Here is a 16,501-nt window from a genome sequence, read left to right as displayed (position 1 = left end):
CCCCTTGTTGTCCGTCAAACCAACGCTCACGACAGCAGGATACGACGCGCTGCGCCCTCGGGATCGTCGACCATGCGGCTCGTCGTATCGAAGACCATCGTCTGGCAGCGCTGCGGATCGGTCGGCGTCCAGCTCAGCCCCGACTGGCTTGGATTACCGGTCCGCGCGAAGTTCGCCCACGCGGTCGACATGGTCTGCGCGACGCGCTGCGCTTCGGGCGTATTGCCCGTGCCCTGATCGCAGAGCGCGGTGTTGTCGAAGCAGAAGGCGAGGTCGGCGGTGTGCCACGCGCCGGCCACGCCACCCAATTGCGGCGACTGCCACTGGAACAGATATTGGTACACCGGCGCGCCGTGCTGCGCATGTTTCAGCCGCACCATGTCCTGCACGCGGTTGCGGTTCTGCAGCCCCTGCACGCCGTACGCCAACGTCCGCACCGCCTTTTCAGGGTGCGCCTGTTTCATTGCCGCAATCAGCCGCCCCGCCTTGTCGCCACCGATCTGCGTGGTGAGATCGGTCCGCCACTGCGTCTCGCTCGGGTTATAGCCCCAGCGCATGCCCTCTTCACTGACGTTGCCGATCATCACCGGCACGTCGCGCGATACGTCGGGCGCGACGTCCGAGTACGAGCCGACGTCGATCACCTTGCCGTCGAGCGTCGGGTTCCAGCCCACGCGCGGCGTCAGCGAAGGGCCCATCGGCCCGCGCGGACCGTTGATCTCGGTCGCGACCTTGTTGCCTGCCTCGAACAGCGGCTTCCACGCGATCCGCTGGAGTGCGCCGATATCCTTCGGCCCGATGTTCAGTTCACGCAGCACGCGCCGCGAGAAATCGCGCGACTGTTCGGCGGTCGGCAGCGAGCCACCGCCACCCCGACTGCACCGCCGCGCGGTGGATCAGGCCCTTGCCGGTCGCCATGCCCAGCAACGTCGTCACCTTCGATCCGCCGCCCGACTGGCCGTAGATCATCACCGTGTCGGGATCGCCGCCGAACCGCGCGATGTTCTCATGCACCCAGCGCAACGCCGCGACGCAATCGGTCATGCTGACGTTGACCGACTCGTCATACGCCGCGCCGCCGACCTCGGTCAGGTCGAGGAACCCCAGCACGTTCAGCCGGTGGTTGATCGACACCTGCACCACGTCGTGATGCCGCGCCATCTGCGCGCCGTCGTGCGAAGCGAGTTCGTACGACGATCCGAACGCGAACCCGCCGCCGTGGAAATACACCATCACCGGCCGCTTGCCGGACAGCGACGGCGTCCAGACGTTCAGCTTGAGCATGTCCTCGCCAATGAACCCGTCGGTCCATTGCTGGAGGAACGTATGCTCGACCGCACTGAAATCGTGGAGCGTCTGCGGGCAATTCGCGCCATAGGAGAGCGTGTCGCGCGTTTCGGTCCAGCGCTGCGGCGGCTTGGCCGGCAGCCAGCGATTCTCGCCGCCGGTATCCGCACCGTAGGGAACGCCTTTGAACGTGTAGACGCCGTCCGAGACATAGCCGCGAACCGGCCCGTATTGCGTGCGCGCGATCGCCGATTGCGGCGTGGAACAAGTCCCGATGCCGGTGCGCGATGCGGATGACGCAGGAGCAGCACGCGCGCTACCGATCGCGGGCAGCATCAGCCCCGCTCCGGTGGCGATGGATGCAAGCATCGCACGACGACGATCGACGGTTGGCCCGGTCATCCTCTTCTCCCTATCGGACTGCGTGCAGGCTGTTCTCCGACGTTCCGAAACCGGATTCATCGAGTGCCCTTTGCGTCCTTGTATGAGTATTACGGTGATACCGCTACCCTGTCCATACGGGAACGGCGGCAACGGGTGGCGTCTGCCATTGTTAGCGCTATAGTCGCGGGAATAGCAGGCGAATCCAACGCTGCATGACGATACCGGAGAGGAAAAACCATGGCGGCCAAATCCGCATTCTGCCTGATCGCAACCCTGCTCGCGAGCGCCGCACCCGTGATCGCTCAGACAAACCCGCGCGCCGCGCCGACCGACCTGACGCTCAACGCCGCCGGGTATTACGAGGCGCCGGCTGCCAACGTGCTGGTCTTTTCCAACTGGTATGACGGTCTGTTCGCCGACTCGAAGATCAGCGGCGTGGAGATCATTCAGCAGGGCGAACGGATCGCCACCAATGGCGACGTCCGTCTTTCCTCGACACCCGGCCAATGGGACGCAATCGGACGCCTTATCGATCGCAAGGTCGACGCCACGACCGGTGCGATCACCGTCACGCTCGAATATCCCGATTACAAATGGCGCTACCGCGTCCGCTCGGAAAAGCGCGGCGGCGCGGTTGCCGTGTCGGTGATCCTCGACCAACCCGTGCCGGCCGCGCTCGCCGGCAAGGCCGGGTTCAATCTCGAATTCCTTCCCGCCGCCTATTTTCACCACAGCTTCATGGCGGACGGCGTCAGTGGTGCGTTCCCGGTCTATCCGGCCGATGCCATGATCCAGACGCCGCAGCGCAACGCGGCGAGCGGTCGCGCCGAGGGTCCCGGTGCAGAACCGACCGCGATCGCCAAGGGCAGCCGCTTCGTACTCGCACCCGAGGATCCGGCACGCCGCGTGACGATCCGCTCCACCGCCGAAGTGCAGCTGTTCGATGGTCGCAACCAGGCGCAGAATGGCTGGTTCGTGCTCCGCTCGATGCTGCCGGCCGGACGCACCGGCACCGTCCTCGAATGGACGATCCAGCCGAACAGCGTACCGGGCTGGCTTCGTGCCCCCGTGATCGCGCATTCGCAGCTCGGCTACACACCGGATGCGCGGAAGGTCGCGACGATCGAACTCGACCGCAACGATCGCCGCGCGCTGCCCGCGCGCCTCCTGCGCGTCGGCGAGGACGGCAGCATGACGCCAATGCCGACCGCCCCCGCCAAGCGCTGGGGCGACTATCTCCGCTACAGCTATCTGCAACTCGATTTCAGCGCGGTCCGCCAGCCCGGCACCTATGTGCTCGAATACGGCGCCACGCGCACCGCGCCCTTCCGGATCGCCGCCAATGCCTATGCCGGCGCCTGGCACCCGACGCTCGACGTCTATTTTCCGGTCGCGATGGACCATATGTTCGTCAACGAGGGCTACCGCGTCTGGCACGGCGACGCGCACCGCGACGATGCGCGTCAGGCGCCGGTGAACCACGAACATATCGATCTCTACGCGCAGGGGCCGACCACCGACACGAAGTTCAAGCCGGGCGAGCATATCCCCGGCCTCGCCGTCGGCGGCTGGTTCGACGCAGGCGACTACGACATCCGCACCCAGTCGCAATATCAGGTGATCCGCTCGCTGGTCGACAGCTGGGAGCGCTGGCACCCGATGCGCGACACCACCGCGATCGACTGGACGCGGCGCAAGACCGAAATGCACGTTCCCGACGGCACGCCCGATCTCGTCCAGCAGATCCGCCACGGCACGCTGCAACTCGTCGCGCAGTTCGATGCGGTCGGCCATGCGATCCACGGCATCGTCGAGCCCGATGTCGCGCAATACACGCATCTCGGCGACGGCTCGACCAAGACCGACGGCCTGGTCTACGACGCCGCCCTGAAGCTTGGTGAGGAAAAGAACGGACGCAGCGGGATGCCCGACGACCGCTGGGCGTTCACGACCAAGGCGTCGGCGCTGAACTACGGCTCGATCGCAGGGCTTGCGGCGGCATCGCGCGCGCTTGCGGAGGCCGATCCGGCACTGTCGAAGAAGGCGTTGGGGATCGCGACGCGGACCTGGGCCGAGGAACAGTCGCACGCGCCCGATACGTACCAGCACGGCAACACCACGGGCGGACCGCTGGATGCGGAGCGCTTCTCCGCTGCGGTCGAACTGCTGCGGACGACGCGTGACCCTCGCTACGTCACCGCGGTCCAGTCGCTTTGGCCGGCGATGGAAAAGACCTTCGCCTTCAATCTGCGTGATGCGGTGGCGGCGATCCCGTTCATGCCACCAGCTTACCGTGCAGCCATGGTCCCGGCGGTGCGCGCCTATGCCACCGCCACCGAGACTGCGGCCAAAGCCAATCCGTTCGGCGTGCCGATTACGACCGGCGGCTGGGCGGGCAGCGGCACCGTGCTCGGCACTGCGCTGAATGCGTACACGCTACACAAGGCGTTCCCGGAGATCATGCCCGCCGACGAGGTGTTCCGCGGACTCGAGTTCCTGGTCGGCCACCATCCCGGATCCGACATATCGTTCGTCTCCGCCGTCGGCACCGTCTCGAAGGAAGTCGCCTACGGCAACAACCGCGCCGACTTCTCGTTCATCGCCGGCGGCGTCGTCCCGGGCGTGCTGATCATCAAGCCGGACTTCCCCGAAAACCATGAGGACTGGCCCTTCTTCTGGGGTGAGAACGAATATGTCATACCCGAAGGCGCGATGTGGATCGAACTCGCGCAGGCCGCGCAGGAGCTTGCCGCGACGGCTGGGTCCAAGCCAACCCAGACAGCGAGCGCAACCAAGTGAGAATTGCCATGAAAATCCAGACGTTCGCACTGCTCGCCGGGCTCGCCTCAGGAACGCCCGCCTTCGCCAGCGACGCACCGCGGTTCAGCAGCTTCAGCTATGACGGCCAAACGCAGGAAAAGGTCGCCGTCGGCCCCGGCCAATATCGCAACCCGATCCTGTCGGGCTATTATCCCGACCCGTCGGTGACGCGCGTCGGCGACGACTATTACCTCGTCCTGTCCTCGTTCGCGCATTACCCCGGCCTGCCGATCTTCCGGTCGAAGGACCTGGTGAACTGGACGCAGATCGGCAACGCGATCGACCGGCCGGAGCAGCTCGACTTCACCGGCATGCGGACGTCGCAGGCGGTATTCGCACCCGACATCTCGTTCCACGACGGCGTGTTCTACATCGTCAACACCTGCGTCGAGTGCAAAGGCAATTTCGTCATCACCGCGAAGGACCCGGCGGGGCCGTGGTCGAACCCGATTTGGCTGCCGTTCGAAGGCATCGACCCGTCCATCTACTGGGAAGGCGAGAAGGCCTATATCGTCAACAACCGCGCGCCCGCCGAGCCGCCGCGCTATGAGGGTCACCGTGCGATCTGGATCCAGGAATACGACTGGCGCGCGGGGAAAATGGTCGGGGAGAGCACGCAGCTGATCAACGGCGGCGTGGACATCTCGAAGAAGCCGGTCTGGATCGAGGGCCCGCACATCTTCCGCAAGGACGGCTATTATTACCTGACCGCAGCCGAGGGCGGCACCAGCGTCAACCATTCGCAGGTCGCACTACGCTCGAAGTCACTCCGGGGGCCTTATATCCCGTTCGCCGGCAATCCGATCCTGACGCAGCGCGATCTCGATCCTGCGCGTCCCAACCCGATCACGTCGACCGGCCATGCCAAGCTGGTCCAGACGCCAGAACGGCGACTGGTACGCGACCTTCCTCGGCGTCCGTCCGTACGAGGGCGACTATTACAACATCGGCCGCGAAACGTTCTTGTTACCGGTAACATGGAAGGATGGCTGGCCGATCATCCTGCCGAAGGACCAGCCCGTCCCGTTCGCCGCCACGAAGCCGAAACTACCCGCAAGCCCGCCGAGCCGGATCCCGACCAGCGGCGATTTCCGTTATGTCGACAGCTTCGACGGCAGCAAACTGGCGATGCAATGGGTCGGCGTGCGCACGCCCAAGGCGCCCTTCTATCGGCTCGAAGGCGGTGACCTGGTCCTCGATCGTGGCGGACGTATCGGCGACCTGTCGCGCGTGCCTTCGTTCGTCGGACGGCGGCAGCAACATCACGTCGTCACCATGTCGACGACGGTCCGCTTCGCCCCCGACACCGATGGCGATCGCGCAGGCTTGGTCGCAATGCAGAGCGACGCCAACTTCCTGTTTTTCGGCATTACCCGGGTCGCCGGCAAGCCCGTCGTCGCACTTTATACCACCGACAAGGGCACGGAACGGTTGGTCGCCTCGGCACCCGTCACGGGCTCGGGTCCCGTCACGCTGACGATCCGTGCGGACGGGGGCACGATGGCGTTCGACTATGACGGTGCCGGCGACGGTGCGGGCGACAGTGCCGGCAGCAAGCGCACGCTGGCGCGCGACGTCGATGCCCGCTTCCTCAGCACCAAGACCGCTGGCGGCTTCGTCGGCACGCTGGTCGGTCCCTATGCGTGGATGAAATGAGCCACCCGGGCACGAAACACGGCGCATCCGACCGGGTGTTGTCGACAGTCGCATGCGCCGCGTGCTAAGTGTTGACACGTTTCCTACGGTAGCGCTACCGGGGCACATAGACGTTCGACACCACATCAGATGGTGAACATTAGGAAGGACCACGCACCGATGCGTTTTAGCCTCGCGCCCACGCTCGTCATTGCCGCACTTGCCGCAACGGGGACGATCGCCCTCGCCCAGACCAATGGCGCCAACGCCCCGTCCAAACCTGCGGCGAAACCGGCATCCGCCGGCAAGGAACCGCGCAGCCCCGACGGCAAGCGCTATCTGTCGCAGCCCCTGGTCACCAGCATCTACACCGCCGATCCGTCGGCGCATGTCTTCAACGGCAAGATCTACGTCTATCCGAGCCACGACATCGACGTGACGATCGCCGACGACGATCTCGGCAACCAATATGCGATGCGCGACTACCGCGTGCTGTCGATGGATCGCATCGGCGGCCCGGTGAAAATCAACGACGTCGCGCTCGACGTGAAGGACGTGCCCTGGGCGTCGCAGCAGATGTGGGCCCCCGACGCCGCGTACAAGAACGGGACCTATTATCTGTATTTCCCGGCGCGCGACAAACAGCTCGACAAGAACGGCCTCGGCACGTTCCGCATCGGCGTCGCCACCTCGAAGAGCCCGGTTGGCCCGTTCAAGGCCGATCCGAAGCCGATCGAGGGCAGCTTCTCGATGGACCCCGCGGTGTTCACCGACGCGAACGGCGCCAGCTACATGTATTTCGGCGGCATCTGGGGTGGCCAGCTCCAGCGCTGGAAGGACGGCAAGTTCGACCCCAACGGCTCGGACACCGATCTCGGCAAGGACGACCAGCCCGCGCTATCGGGCAAGATCGCCCGCATGAACCCCGACATGAAGAGCTTCGCCGAGACCCCGCGCGACGTCCAGATTCTCGACGAGGCCGGCAAGCCCGTGCTGGGCGGCGATCATGAACGGCGCTTTTTCGAGGCATCCTGGGTCTTCAAGCGCGGCGGCAAATATTACTACACCTACTCGACCGGCGACACGCACTTCCTGAACTATGCGACCGGCGACAACCCCTATGGTCCGTTCACGTACAAGGGGCATATCCTCAAGCCGGTACAGGGCTGGACGAGCCACCATTCGATCATCGAATGGAACAAGAGATGGTGGCTGTTCTATGCGGATACGCAGATGAGCAACAAGAACCACCTGCGCAACGTCAAGGTGACCGAACTGAAGTTTGCCGCCGACGGATCGATCCCGACCATCGATCCGTTCGTCAACTGATGTTCCTGGGAATCGATATCGGCACCTCGGGTGTCAAGGCCGTGGTGCTCGACGAGCATGGCAGCGTGGTGGGCCAAGGCACCGCCGCGCTGACCGTGCAGCGGCCGCATCCGCTCTGGTCCGAACAGGATCCCGATGCGTGGTGGAAGGCGACGATCGCCGCCGTCCAGGCGATCGACCCAAGCGTCCGCCGCTCCGTGCGCGGCGTCGGGCTCGCCGGTCAGATGCACGGCGCGACGTTGCTCGACGCCGACGACCGTCCGCTGCGCCCCGCGATCCTGTGGAACGACGGCCGCTGCTTTGCCGAATGCGAGGCACTGGAGCGCGCCGTCCCCGACCTGCGTAAGATCTCGGGCAACATCGCGATGCCCGGCTTCACCGCACCGAAACTGCTCTGGGTGCGCGAGCATGAGCCGGAGGTTTTCGCGAAGATCGCCACGGTGCTGCTGCCCAAGGACTATGTGCGGCTGCTGATGACCGGCGACAAGGCGTCCGACCTGTCGGACAGCGCCGGCACGCTGTGGCTCGACGTAGGCGGCCGCTGCTGGAGCGACGAGATCCTCGCCGCCTGCGGACTGACGCAGGCACAGATGCCGGCCCTGTTCGAAGGGTCGGCGATCACCGGCACGCTCACGGCCGAGGTCGCCGAACTTTGGGGCGTGCCGCAGGTTCCGGTCGCGGCAGGCGGCAGCGACAATGCGGCGGGTGCCGTCGGCGTCGGCGTCGTTAAGGACGGCGATGCGCTGCTGTCGCTCGGCACGTCGGGCGTCATCTTCGTTGCCACCAACGACTTCCGCCCCAACCCCGCGCGCGCGGTCCACGCCTTCTGTCACGCGCTTCCCGGCATGTGGCACCAGATGTCGGTCCACCTTTCGGCCGCATCGTGCATCGACTGGGTCGCGCGGATCACCGGAGCCGCCGGTGCCGCCGACCTGTTCGCGCGTGCCGAGGCTGCCGGTCCCGCCAGTGGCCCCGAGATTTTCCTCCCCTATCTCTCGGGCGAACGCACGCCGCACAACGATGCGGAGGTTCGCGGCGCGTTCCTGCGCCTCGACAACGACACCGACGCCCGCCGCCTCTCGCAGGCGGTGCTGGAGGGCGTAGCATTCGCGCTCGCCGACGGTCTCGACGTGTTGCGTGAGGCCGGTACGACGGTCGAACGCCTCGCGGTGATCGGCGGCGGTGCCCGCTCGCGCTATTGGGGCCAGGTGATCGCCGCCGCGATGGAGGTCGAACTCGTCTACCTTCAGGGCGGCGAAGTCGGCCCCGCGCTCGGTGCCGCCCGCCTTGCCCAGCTCGGCGTCGACGGCGGCGACCCCGCCGACATCTGCGTCGCGCCTCCCGTCTCGCACACCATCGTCCCCGACCCTGCCCTCGTCTCGGCGCTCGCCGAAAAGAAGGCCGCGTTCCGCCAAGCCTATTCCCGCATCACCCCCAAATCGTAGGAATCCCGATGTCCGACTTCTTCGCCGATATCCCCCAGATCAAATATGAGGGCCCCGACAGCACCAACGAGCTGGCGTACCGGTTCTACGACAAGGACAAGATGGTCCTCGGCAAGCGCATGGAGGATCACCTCCGCTTCGCCGCATGCTTCTGGCACACCTTCTGCTGGCCCGGCTCCGATGTGTTCGGCGGCGGCACGTTCGATCGTCCGTGGCACCGTGGCGCCAACGACAGCGCCGCCGCGGCGATGAAGCGCGAGGTCGCGTTCGAGTTCTTCAAGACGCTCGACGTGCCCTATTACTGCTTCCACGACGTCGACGTGATGGCCGACGCCAACGACATCACCGAGCATCGCAAGTTCTTTGCCGAAGCCGTCGATCATCTCGAACAGCTCCAGGCTGCATCGGGCCGCAAGCTCCTCTGGGGCACCGCCAACCTGTTCAGCCACCCGCGCTTCGCCGCCGGTGGCGCGACCAACCCCGATCCGGAAGTGTTCGCGTTCGGCGCGATGCAGGTCCGCGATGCGCTCGAGGCGACGCATCGTCTCGGCGGCCAGAACTACGTGCTCTGGGGCGGTCGCGAGGGTTACGAGACGCTGCTCAACACCGACATGAAGCGCGAGCTCGACAATTTCGGCCGCTTCCTGAGCCTCGTCGTCGAGCACAAGCACAAGATCGGCTTCACCGGCACGATCCTGATCGAGCCGAAGCCATTCGAGCCGACCAAGCACCAGTACGACTTCGACACCGCGACGGTGTACGGCTTCCTCAAGCGCTATGGCCTGGAGAACGAGGTCAAGGTCAACATCGAGGCGAACCATGCGACGCTCGCCAGCCACACGTTCGAGCATGAGATCGCGACCGCTGCGGCGCTCGGCATCTTCGGTTCGATCGACGCCAACCGCGGCGATCCACAGAACGGCTGGGATACCGATCAATTCCCGAATTCGGTCGAGGAACTGACGCTCGCCAATCTCGAGATCATTCGCGCAGGCGGGTTCACCACCGGCGGCTTCAACTTCGACGCCAAGGTTCGGCGTCAGAGCATGGACCCGGCCGACCTGTTCTACGGTCATGTCGGCGCGATCGACGTCGTCGCGAAGGGCCTGCTCAACGCGGCCAAGCTGATCGAAGACGGCCGCATCGATGCGATCAAGACCAAGCGCTATGCTGGTTGGGACGGCGAATTCGGTGGCGCAATCGGCGGGCTCGACCTTGCCGGCATCGCCGACCTCGCGATCGAGCGCGGCATCGATCCGAAGCCGGTCTCGGGCCAGCAGGAGCGGATCGAGAACCTCATCAACCGCGTCCTCTAATCGACGACCGCCCGATCCTGCGCTCCGGCGCGGGATCGGGCGTTTCCGACATCGGCACGCGTGCCGGCTACCGGCACTTGCAGAGCGATGTATCATTTGCTCACGGATTTAGGTCCCCTGATCGACCGCAGCTGTATTGTGATGCCGAGAGCAATGACTGGCCAGCCGCGCTTTATAGACCGCAGCGGCGTCGGGCCGAAAGGCAAGCAACCCTAACGATCACGGCCGCTGCCGCACGCGACATTCCTTTCCGCGCATCGTTTGCAACCCGTATCGGGGCGTTCCGAGCCCCAGGACCGAAAATCTCTTATCGTCTCGCGATTGTCACGCGGCTATCACCTTGCGATGGGAGCTTGCCAATGACGAACATCAATCCGGACCAGACGAGCACGTCGTCGGATACGCCCGCGGAATCGGCTCCTGCGACACAGTCGGATGCCGCCACCCCTTCGGATACCCCACCTTCGGATAGCCTACCTGTGGATACCCCGCCGGCTCCTCGCCTGCCGCGCGGTACGGGGCGACGCCTGCACGGTGCGATCGCGCACAAGCTGGGCACAGCGATCCTGTCGGGCGAATATCTGCCTGGCGACACGTTGTCGGGCGAAGTCGCGTTTTCGGAGGCGCTGGACGTGTCGCGGAGCGCCTACCGCGAGGCGGTACAGGTGCTGATGGCAAAGGGATTGGTCGAAAGTCGACCGAAAACCGGCACCCGAGTCCTGCCCCGCAGCCGCTGGAATCTGCTCGATCCCGACGTGCTCGCCTGGGCCTTTGCCGGCGAACCGGACATCGACTTCGTCCGCGGACTGTTCGAGTTGCGCGCCATCGTCGAGCCTGCCGCCGCAGCGTTGGCCGCCGAGCGTCGCGATCGTGCCGACCTGACCGTGATGAAGGAATCGCTCGCCGCGATGCGCCGCCATACGCTGGCCACCGAAGCCGGCCGCGCCGCCGACCGCGAGTTCCACAACGCGGTGTTGCAGGCGACTCGTAACGATGCGCTCGTCGTCCTCAGCGCGAGCATCGGCGCGGCGGTAAGCTGGACGACTCAGTTCAAGCAACGCACCCGTTCGTTGCCGCGCAACCCGATCCCCGATCACGTCCGCGTCTACGAGGCGATCGCCGCGGGCGATCCCGTCGCCGCCAACGCAGCGATGCGCAAGCTCGTGGACTTGGCGCTCGACGATACGCAAGTGGCGATGACGCGGTAGGCTTGGCTCTATGCCGTGGTCACACCGCACCCCGGCCGTGTGCGATACCCGTTTCCAGCCCGCGCAGTTCCGCCAGCCCGCGCAGCCGCCCGATCAGCGAATAGCCGGGGTTGGTGCGCTTGTTGAGGTCGTCCACCATCTGGTGGCCGTGATCGGGACGCATTGGCAGCGATCGCCCGGTGCGCGCCTGCAGCGCAACCAGCTCCGCCATGATCGCGGGCATGTTCGCATCGCCCTCCAGATGTGCCGCCTCGTAAAACGCGCCACCGGGCTCGCGCTGCACCGACCGCAGATGCACGAAGCCGATACGCTCGCCGAGCCGGCGGACCATCCCGGGCAGGTCGTTGTCCGCGCGCACGCCGAACGATCCGCTGCAAAAGCACAGCCCGTTGGCGGCCGACGGCACGGCGGCGAACAGCGCGCTCACGTCCGCCTCGGTGCTGACCACGCGTGGCAGGCCAAAGATCGGGAACGGCGGATCGTCGGGATGCACCACCAGCCGAATGCCCTCGGCCTCCGCGACCGGACACACCGCCTCCAGGAACGCGACGTGGTTCGCGCGCAACTGGCCTGCGTCGATGTCGGCATAGGTTCCGATCTGTTCGAGCAACTGTGGTGAGCTGAAGCTCTCCTCGCTCCCCGGCAGGCCGGCGATGATCGTCCGCTCCAGCGTCGCGCGCGCTGCGTTGTCCATCGCCGCGAACCGCTTGGCCGCGATCGCGACGACATCGGGCGCGTAATCCCGCTCGGCACCTGGGCGGCGCAGGATGTGGATGTCATAGGCCGCCAGCGCATGCAGCTCGAACCGCAGCGCCCGCGCACCGTCCGGCAACGCCCAGCTCAAATCGGTCCGCGTCCAGTCGAGCAACGGCATGAAATTATAGGTCACCACCTCGATGCCCTGACCCGCCAGATTCCGCAGGCTGGCGACATAGGCCTCGATCAGCCGATCCCAGTCGCCCGAGCGCCGCTTCAGGTCCTCGACGACCGGCAGGCTCTCGACCACCTTCCAGTCTAGCCCGGTCTCCTCGATCATGACGCGCCGCGCGGCGATGGCGTCTGCGGTCCAGACATCGCCATTGGCGACCTCGTGCAGCGCCGTGACGATCCCGGTCGCGCCGGCCTGGCGGATGGCGTTGAGCGGCACCGGGTCGTTCGGGCCAAACCAGCGCATGGTCTGGGTCATCTTCATCAACCGGTCATCCCCGTTTTAGCGCGGCGGTGCGGCCACGTGCTTTCAGTATCGATAGCAACGATCGAATTGGTCTGACAACCTAGAAGCGCCCGGTTTGCCGGTCCGGGTGCTGAATCGTTCAGGCGCTCGGCGGCCCACCGTAACGCTGACGAGTCGTCGCCAGCGCCAACCGCGCCTGCTCCATCGCCATCTCCTCGGTCTTGAACAGCAAATGGTCCATCACCGACGTCAGGTGCGCGCGCATCGCGCCACGCGCCGCCGCCGCGTCGCGCGCACGCAAAGCGTCAACGATTGCAGCATGTTCGGCGACGACCGGCCGCACCTTGGCGTTGCGCGCCTTGGCGTGGAGAAGCGCGCATTCGGGCGAGGTCGAGCGCAGATGCCACAGGTCCTCGATCGTCCGGACGACCCCGGCATTCCGCGTCGCCTTGGCGATCGCCATGTGGAAATCGCGATCCGCGTTCTCCGTCACCTCGGCGAGCAAATTCTCGGTGGTCATCGCTTCGACCAGTCCGTCGAGCAGTTCGATCTCGGCGTCGGTGACCTGTACCGCTGCGAGCGCCGCGGCCTCGCCTTCGAACATGATCCGCGCTTCGGTCAGTTCGAACGCGGTGATCGCGAACCCCGGCTCCTCGCCCTGCCCCGGCAATCGACAGACATAGGCCCCGGAGCCAACCCGAACCTCGATAAAACCCTGCACTTCCAGCGCGATGAGCGCTTCCCGCACGGCCGGCCGACTGGCGCCGTACTCGATCGCCAGTTCGCGTTCGGCGGGCAACCGATCACCTATTGCGTAGGTGCCCGCGACCAGTTCCTCGAACAGCCGCCGCGCCAACCGCTGGTACAAGCGATCGTTCGCGGGCGCGTCGTATCTACCGACCACGAACAACGCATTCTGGGAGGCGGGCTGGGATGCGGGCTTTGCCACTGGACTTACCAATCTAATGTCTGCGTATTGATGCTACTACGCACACGCCGGGAGGGAAACGGGTATCGACGATTAAGTTGCGGTGCCCCTCCCCCGGCAGGTCGCATCATACGGCGGGAACCGGCCCGAGATAGGACGGCGGTACCGGTATGGTGGCAAGTACCAGCTTCTGTAGCACCATGTTGTCGTCGAGCCGCCATATCTTGATCGTGTGACGCCCCGCAGCGATGCTGCCCAGGCCGACCGACATAGCTACGCCATTGTCGCGCACCGCATCCGCCCATCGCGCCTTGCCGGCATTGTCCGTATCGCCGCCGGTAGGCTCCAGCGCGGCACGCACGACCTGGACGGCACCGCCGTCGATCGACACGCCGATCCGCGACCCTTCATGGCCGAACGTGTCGAGCGTCGGGACGAGGTACAGCGTCGCCGTCGCCGGCCCCGCCTTCGCCACGGTGACGTCGTATTCCAGGCAGACGCCGTCCTCTGCCCGCGTTGCCGGTCGCCCCTGCGGCATCGCGATCATCGCGCCCGCGGTACGGCCGAGATGCGGGATCGTCGTCCAGCGCAACCCCTTGCCGTCGCGCGCACGACTGAACGCCGGTGCTTCGAGGGCAACGATACCCGCCTGCGTCGCGGGCGTCGGAACGAAGACCGGCTGCTGCCGGCGCTTTGCTTCGGGCGTATCTGCGCCGATACGGACGATGCTCGGCATGGTCTGTTTGGTGGGATCGTTCCAGATGACATAGCTCATATGGACCTGCCCCATCATGCCGTCCCACTTGCCGCCGTTGATACTATGGTACCGCTGCGTCAGTTCGCCATCGCGACGGAACGCAGTTTCGACTTGGTCGGCGAAGTAATTGGCGCGCGCGTCGTTCTTGGACGCCAGCCGCCGGTTCCACGCCGTGCCGTAATACATGCGGTACAGGTTCGCGACCGCCGCCACGGGAAACTCGATCAGCTGATAATAGGCGTCCCGCTGATCCGGCCGCAGCGTGGCGCGAACCGTGAGCATCCGTGCCTCCAGCGCGTCCCACTGCGCAACCATCGTACCGAACTCGCCGCCATCGAGGCCCTTGGGCGTGACACCGCCCAGCGGGAAACTGTCCTGGTCGATCAGCTCCGGCTTTCGGCGTGCGACATACTGACTGTACTGCGTGACGATCTCGCCGATCGCGCGCGCCTGTTCGGGCCCGAACGTCGCCGTCGCCCATGCGCGCGGATAGTCGGCAACCGCCGCCGGAGTCATCGCGTCAGGGTTCCAGGCCTGCGCCAGGAAGAAGCCGAGCGGATACTCCATCGGCTTGATATCGCCGACGTTGACGATCCAGATCTGCGCCGCACCCCGCCTGTACGCCAGGTCCATCTGCTGCCAGGTCTTCTCGATCTGGTTGGTATTGAGCCATTTGTAGTTGCGCGGCGCGCCGACGTAATCGAAGTGGTAATAGATGCCGTACCCACCTTTGCGCGGCGGTGCGGCGGGATCGGGCAAGCGCCTGATCTGGCCCCAATTATCGTCCGAGAACAGCAACGTGACGTCGTCCGGCACCTTCATGCCGTGATCGTAATAATCCTGCACTTCCTTGTAGAGCGCCCAGACCTGCGGCGTCTCGCTCGCGGGTTTGCCGGTGACGTCGGCGATGATCTTGCGCTGTTCCGCGACGACGCGTTCCAGCAGCCCGGTCGCGGTTCCCTCGGCCATCGCCTCGTCGCCGTCACCGCGCATACCGACGGTCACCACCGAATCGTAATGCCGGCCGCCGCCCTTGGCCATCATGCGCTCGATCCCGCCGCGCCAGAATTTCCGCAAATTGGCGCCGTTCTTGTCGTAATCCCATGCGCCCCCGGTCACGCCCTGGTCCGCATGCCGGTGCCATTCGGCCTGTGCGCGCAGCATCGGCTCGTGGTGAGAATTGCCCATCACGACGCCCATCGCGTCGGCCAGCACCATGCTCTTGGGATCGTCGTCGGCGAACGCCTTGCCCCACATCGCGGGCCACAGATAATTGCCCTTCATCCGCAGCAGCAGTTCGAAGACGTGCACGTACATCGCCGCGTTCACACCGCCGAACGCCTTCTTCGCCCAGCCGCTCAGGCACGGATCCTCGTCGTTGATGAAGAACCCGCGATAGCGGACCTTGGGCTGGTCGCGCCTGGAGCCGGCCGGGATCAGCACGTCGCGCTGGCGACGGACGGGCACGTCCGCGAACCAGTGCCAGGGCGAAACGCCGATGCGCTCGGATACGTCATAGGTGCCGAACACCGCGCCGCGCCGGTCCGACCCGACGATCACCAGCGCACGCGCCACGCCCGGCATCGGATCGTCGACGACGATCTGGCGAAACGCCTCCCATTCGCCGCGCAGGTCGGCCGCGGCGATCTTGCCCGCCGCGATAAGGCGATCGATCACGGCGCTGTGCCCCAGCACGCCGATGATCACCACCGGCCCCTGCACAACGCCGCTCGCGCCATCGATCAGTCGCGCCGAGGCACCACTGACCCGCTCCAGATCCTTGGCGAAATTGGTCGCGACGTGCCGGACCGCGCTGTCGGCGTCGGCATCGATCAGGACGGCGGCAGGAATAGCCTTCGCGATCAGGGGAAACGCAGTCCGCGGGTCGGGCGCCGTGCGCGGGTCGGCACCGAACAGCGGCGCGGGTAGAGTCGCAAGCGCAGCGCCACAGGCGGCACCGCCCATCAGCGTGCGGCGTGATACGGCGTGTGACATCGTCGTCTCTCCTGTGCTTGCAGCTTGCGAGCCACCCTAGGGTAAAGCTGCCCGGCTATGTTCGCCGACTCTGCGCCGGGGGTCGACCGCATCATATGCGACGCCATCGGCTCTCGTTCGAAGTCGAATAGTATCGTTGTATCGACTTGCCCGATCGTCACCGGGTACCGCCAAGTCGATTGACGTCGACCGCGACAGCTATCGTCCGCACGGTGGCGGGATC

The 16,501-nt window shown here is 65.7% G+C and carries 10 protein-coding genes and 1 pseudogene; 6 read left to right on the top strand and 5 right to left on the bottom strand.

The window, feature by feature from the left end; translation table 11 throughout:
- Positions 1-26: 26 nt before the first annotated feature.
- Positions 27-818: a carboxylesterase family protein gene (locus QFZ54_RS16830; RefSeq protein ID WP_307088987.1), complete on the bottom strand. Its 792-nt coding sequence runs from the start codon at positions 816-818 to the stop codon at positions 27-29.
- Positions 808-1,689 carry a carboxylesterase family protein gene (locus QFZ54_RS16825; protein WP_307088986.1) on the bottom strand — a complete coding sequence of 294 codons (882 nt, stop codon included), beginning with the start codon at positions 1,687-1,689 and terminating at the stop codon, positions 808-810. The genes QFZ54_RS16830 and QFZ54_RS16825 overlap by 11 nt, the downstream gene beginning before the upstream one ends.
- Positions 1,690-1,908: 219 nt before the next feature.
- Between QFZ54_RS16825 and QFZ54_RS16820 the strand changes: the two genes are divergently transcribed.
- From QFZ54_RS16820 to QFZ54_RS16795, 6 genes and pseudogenes are all read left to right on the top strand, one after another.
- Positions 1,909-4,470 (top strand): glycoside hydrolase family 9 protein, encoded by a 2,562-nt coding sequence (locus QFZ54_RS16820; protein WP_307088984.1) that lies wholly within the window; start codon positions 1,909-1,911, stop codon positions 4,468-4,470.
- 8 nt (positions 4,471-4,478) lie between these two features.
- A pseudogene (locus tag QFZ54_RS16815) lies at positions 4,479-6,147 on the top strand (glycoside hydrolase family 43 protein).
- A 159-nt stretch (positions 6,148-6,306) separates the two neighbouring features.
- Entirely contained in the window at positions 6,307-7,455 is a 1,149-nt protein-coding gene (locus QFZ54_RS16810) for a glycoside hydrolase family 43 protein (RefSeq protein WP_307088983.1), read from the top strand.
- Positions 7,455-8,900: a xylulokinase gene (xylB, locus tag QFZ54_RS16805; RefSeq protein ID WP_307088982.1), complete on the top strand. Its 1,446-nt coding sequence runs from the start codon at positions 7,455-7,457 to the stop codon at positions 8,898-8,900. Before QFZ54_RS16810 ends, xylB begins: the two co-directional genes overlap by 1 nt.
- Positions 8,901-8,908: 8 nt before the next feature.
- Entirely contained in the window at positions 8,909-10,216 is a 1,308-nt protein-coding gene (gene xylA, locus QFZ54_RS16800; protein WP_307088980.1) for a xylose isomerase, read from the top strand.
- Between the two features lie 359 nt (positions 10,217-10,575).
- Positions 10,576-11,424 (top strand): FadR/GntR family transcriptional regulator, encoded by an 849-nt coding sequence (locus QFZ54_RS16795; protein ID WP_307088978.1) that lies wholly within the window; start codon positions 10,576-10,578, stop codon positions 11,422-11,424.
- 19 nt (positions 11,425-11,443) lie between these two features.
- Here QFZ54_RS16795 and uxuA read toward each other — a convergent pair whose 3' ends face one another.
- The 3 genes from uxuA to QFZ54_RS16780 all read right to left on the bottom strand — a co-directional run bounded on the left by uxuA (position 11,444) and on the right by QFZ54_RS16780 (position 16,278).
- Positions 11,444-12,616: a mannonate dehydratase gene (uxuA, locus tag QFZ54_RS16790; RefSeq protein ID WP_307088976.1), complete on the bottom strand. Its 1,173-nt coding sequence runs from the start codon at positions 12,614-12,616 to the stop codon at positions 11,444-11,446.
- A 121-nt stretch (positions 12,617-12,737) separates the two neighbouring features.
- On the bottom strand, positions 12,738-13,508 hold the full coding sequence (locus QFZ54_RS16785) for a FadR/GntR family transcriptional regulator (protein WP_307089518.1): 771 nt from the start codon (positions 13,506-13,508) through the stop codon (positions 12,738-12,740).
- 145 nt (positions 13,509-13,653) lie between these two features.
- On the bottom strand, positions 13,654-16,278 hold the full coding sequence (locus QFZ54_RS16780; protein WP_307088974.1) for a glycosyl hydrolase 115 family protein: 2,625 nt from the start codon (positions 16,276-16,278) through the stop codon (positions 13,654-13,656).
- Positions 16,279-16,501 lie beyond the last annotated feature (223 nt).

Origin of the sequence: Sphingomonas faeni, from assembly GCF_030817315.1 — a bacterium.
GTDB classification, from domain to species: Bacteria; Pseudomonadota; Alphaproteobacteria; order Sphingomonadales; family Sphingomonadaceae; genus Sphingomonas; species Sphingomonas faeni_C.
This window is presented reverse-complemented; position numbering and strand designations above follow the sequence as displayed.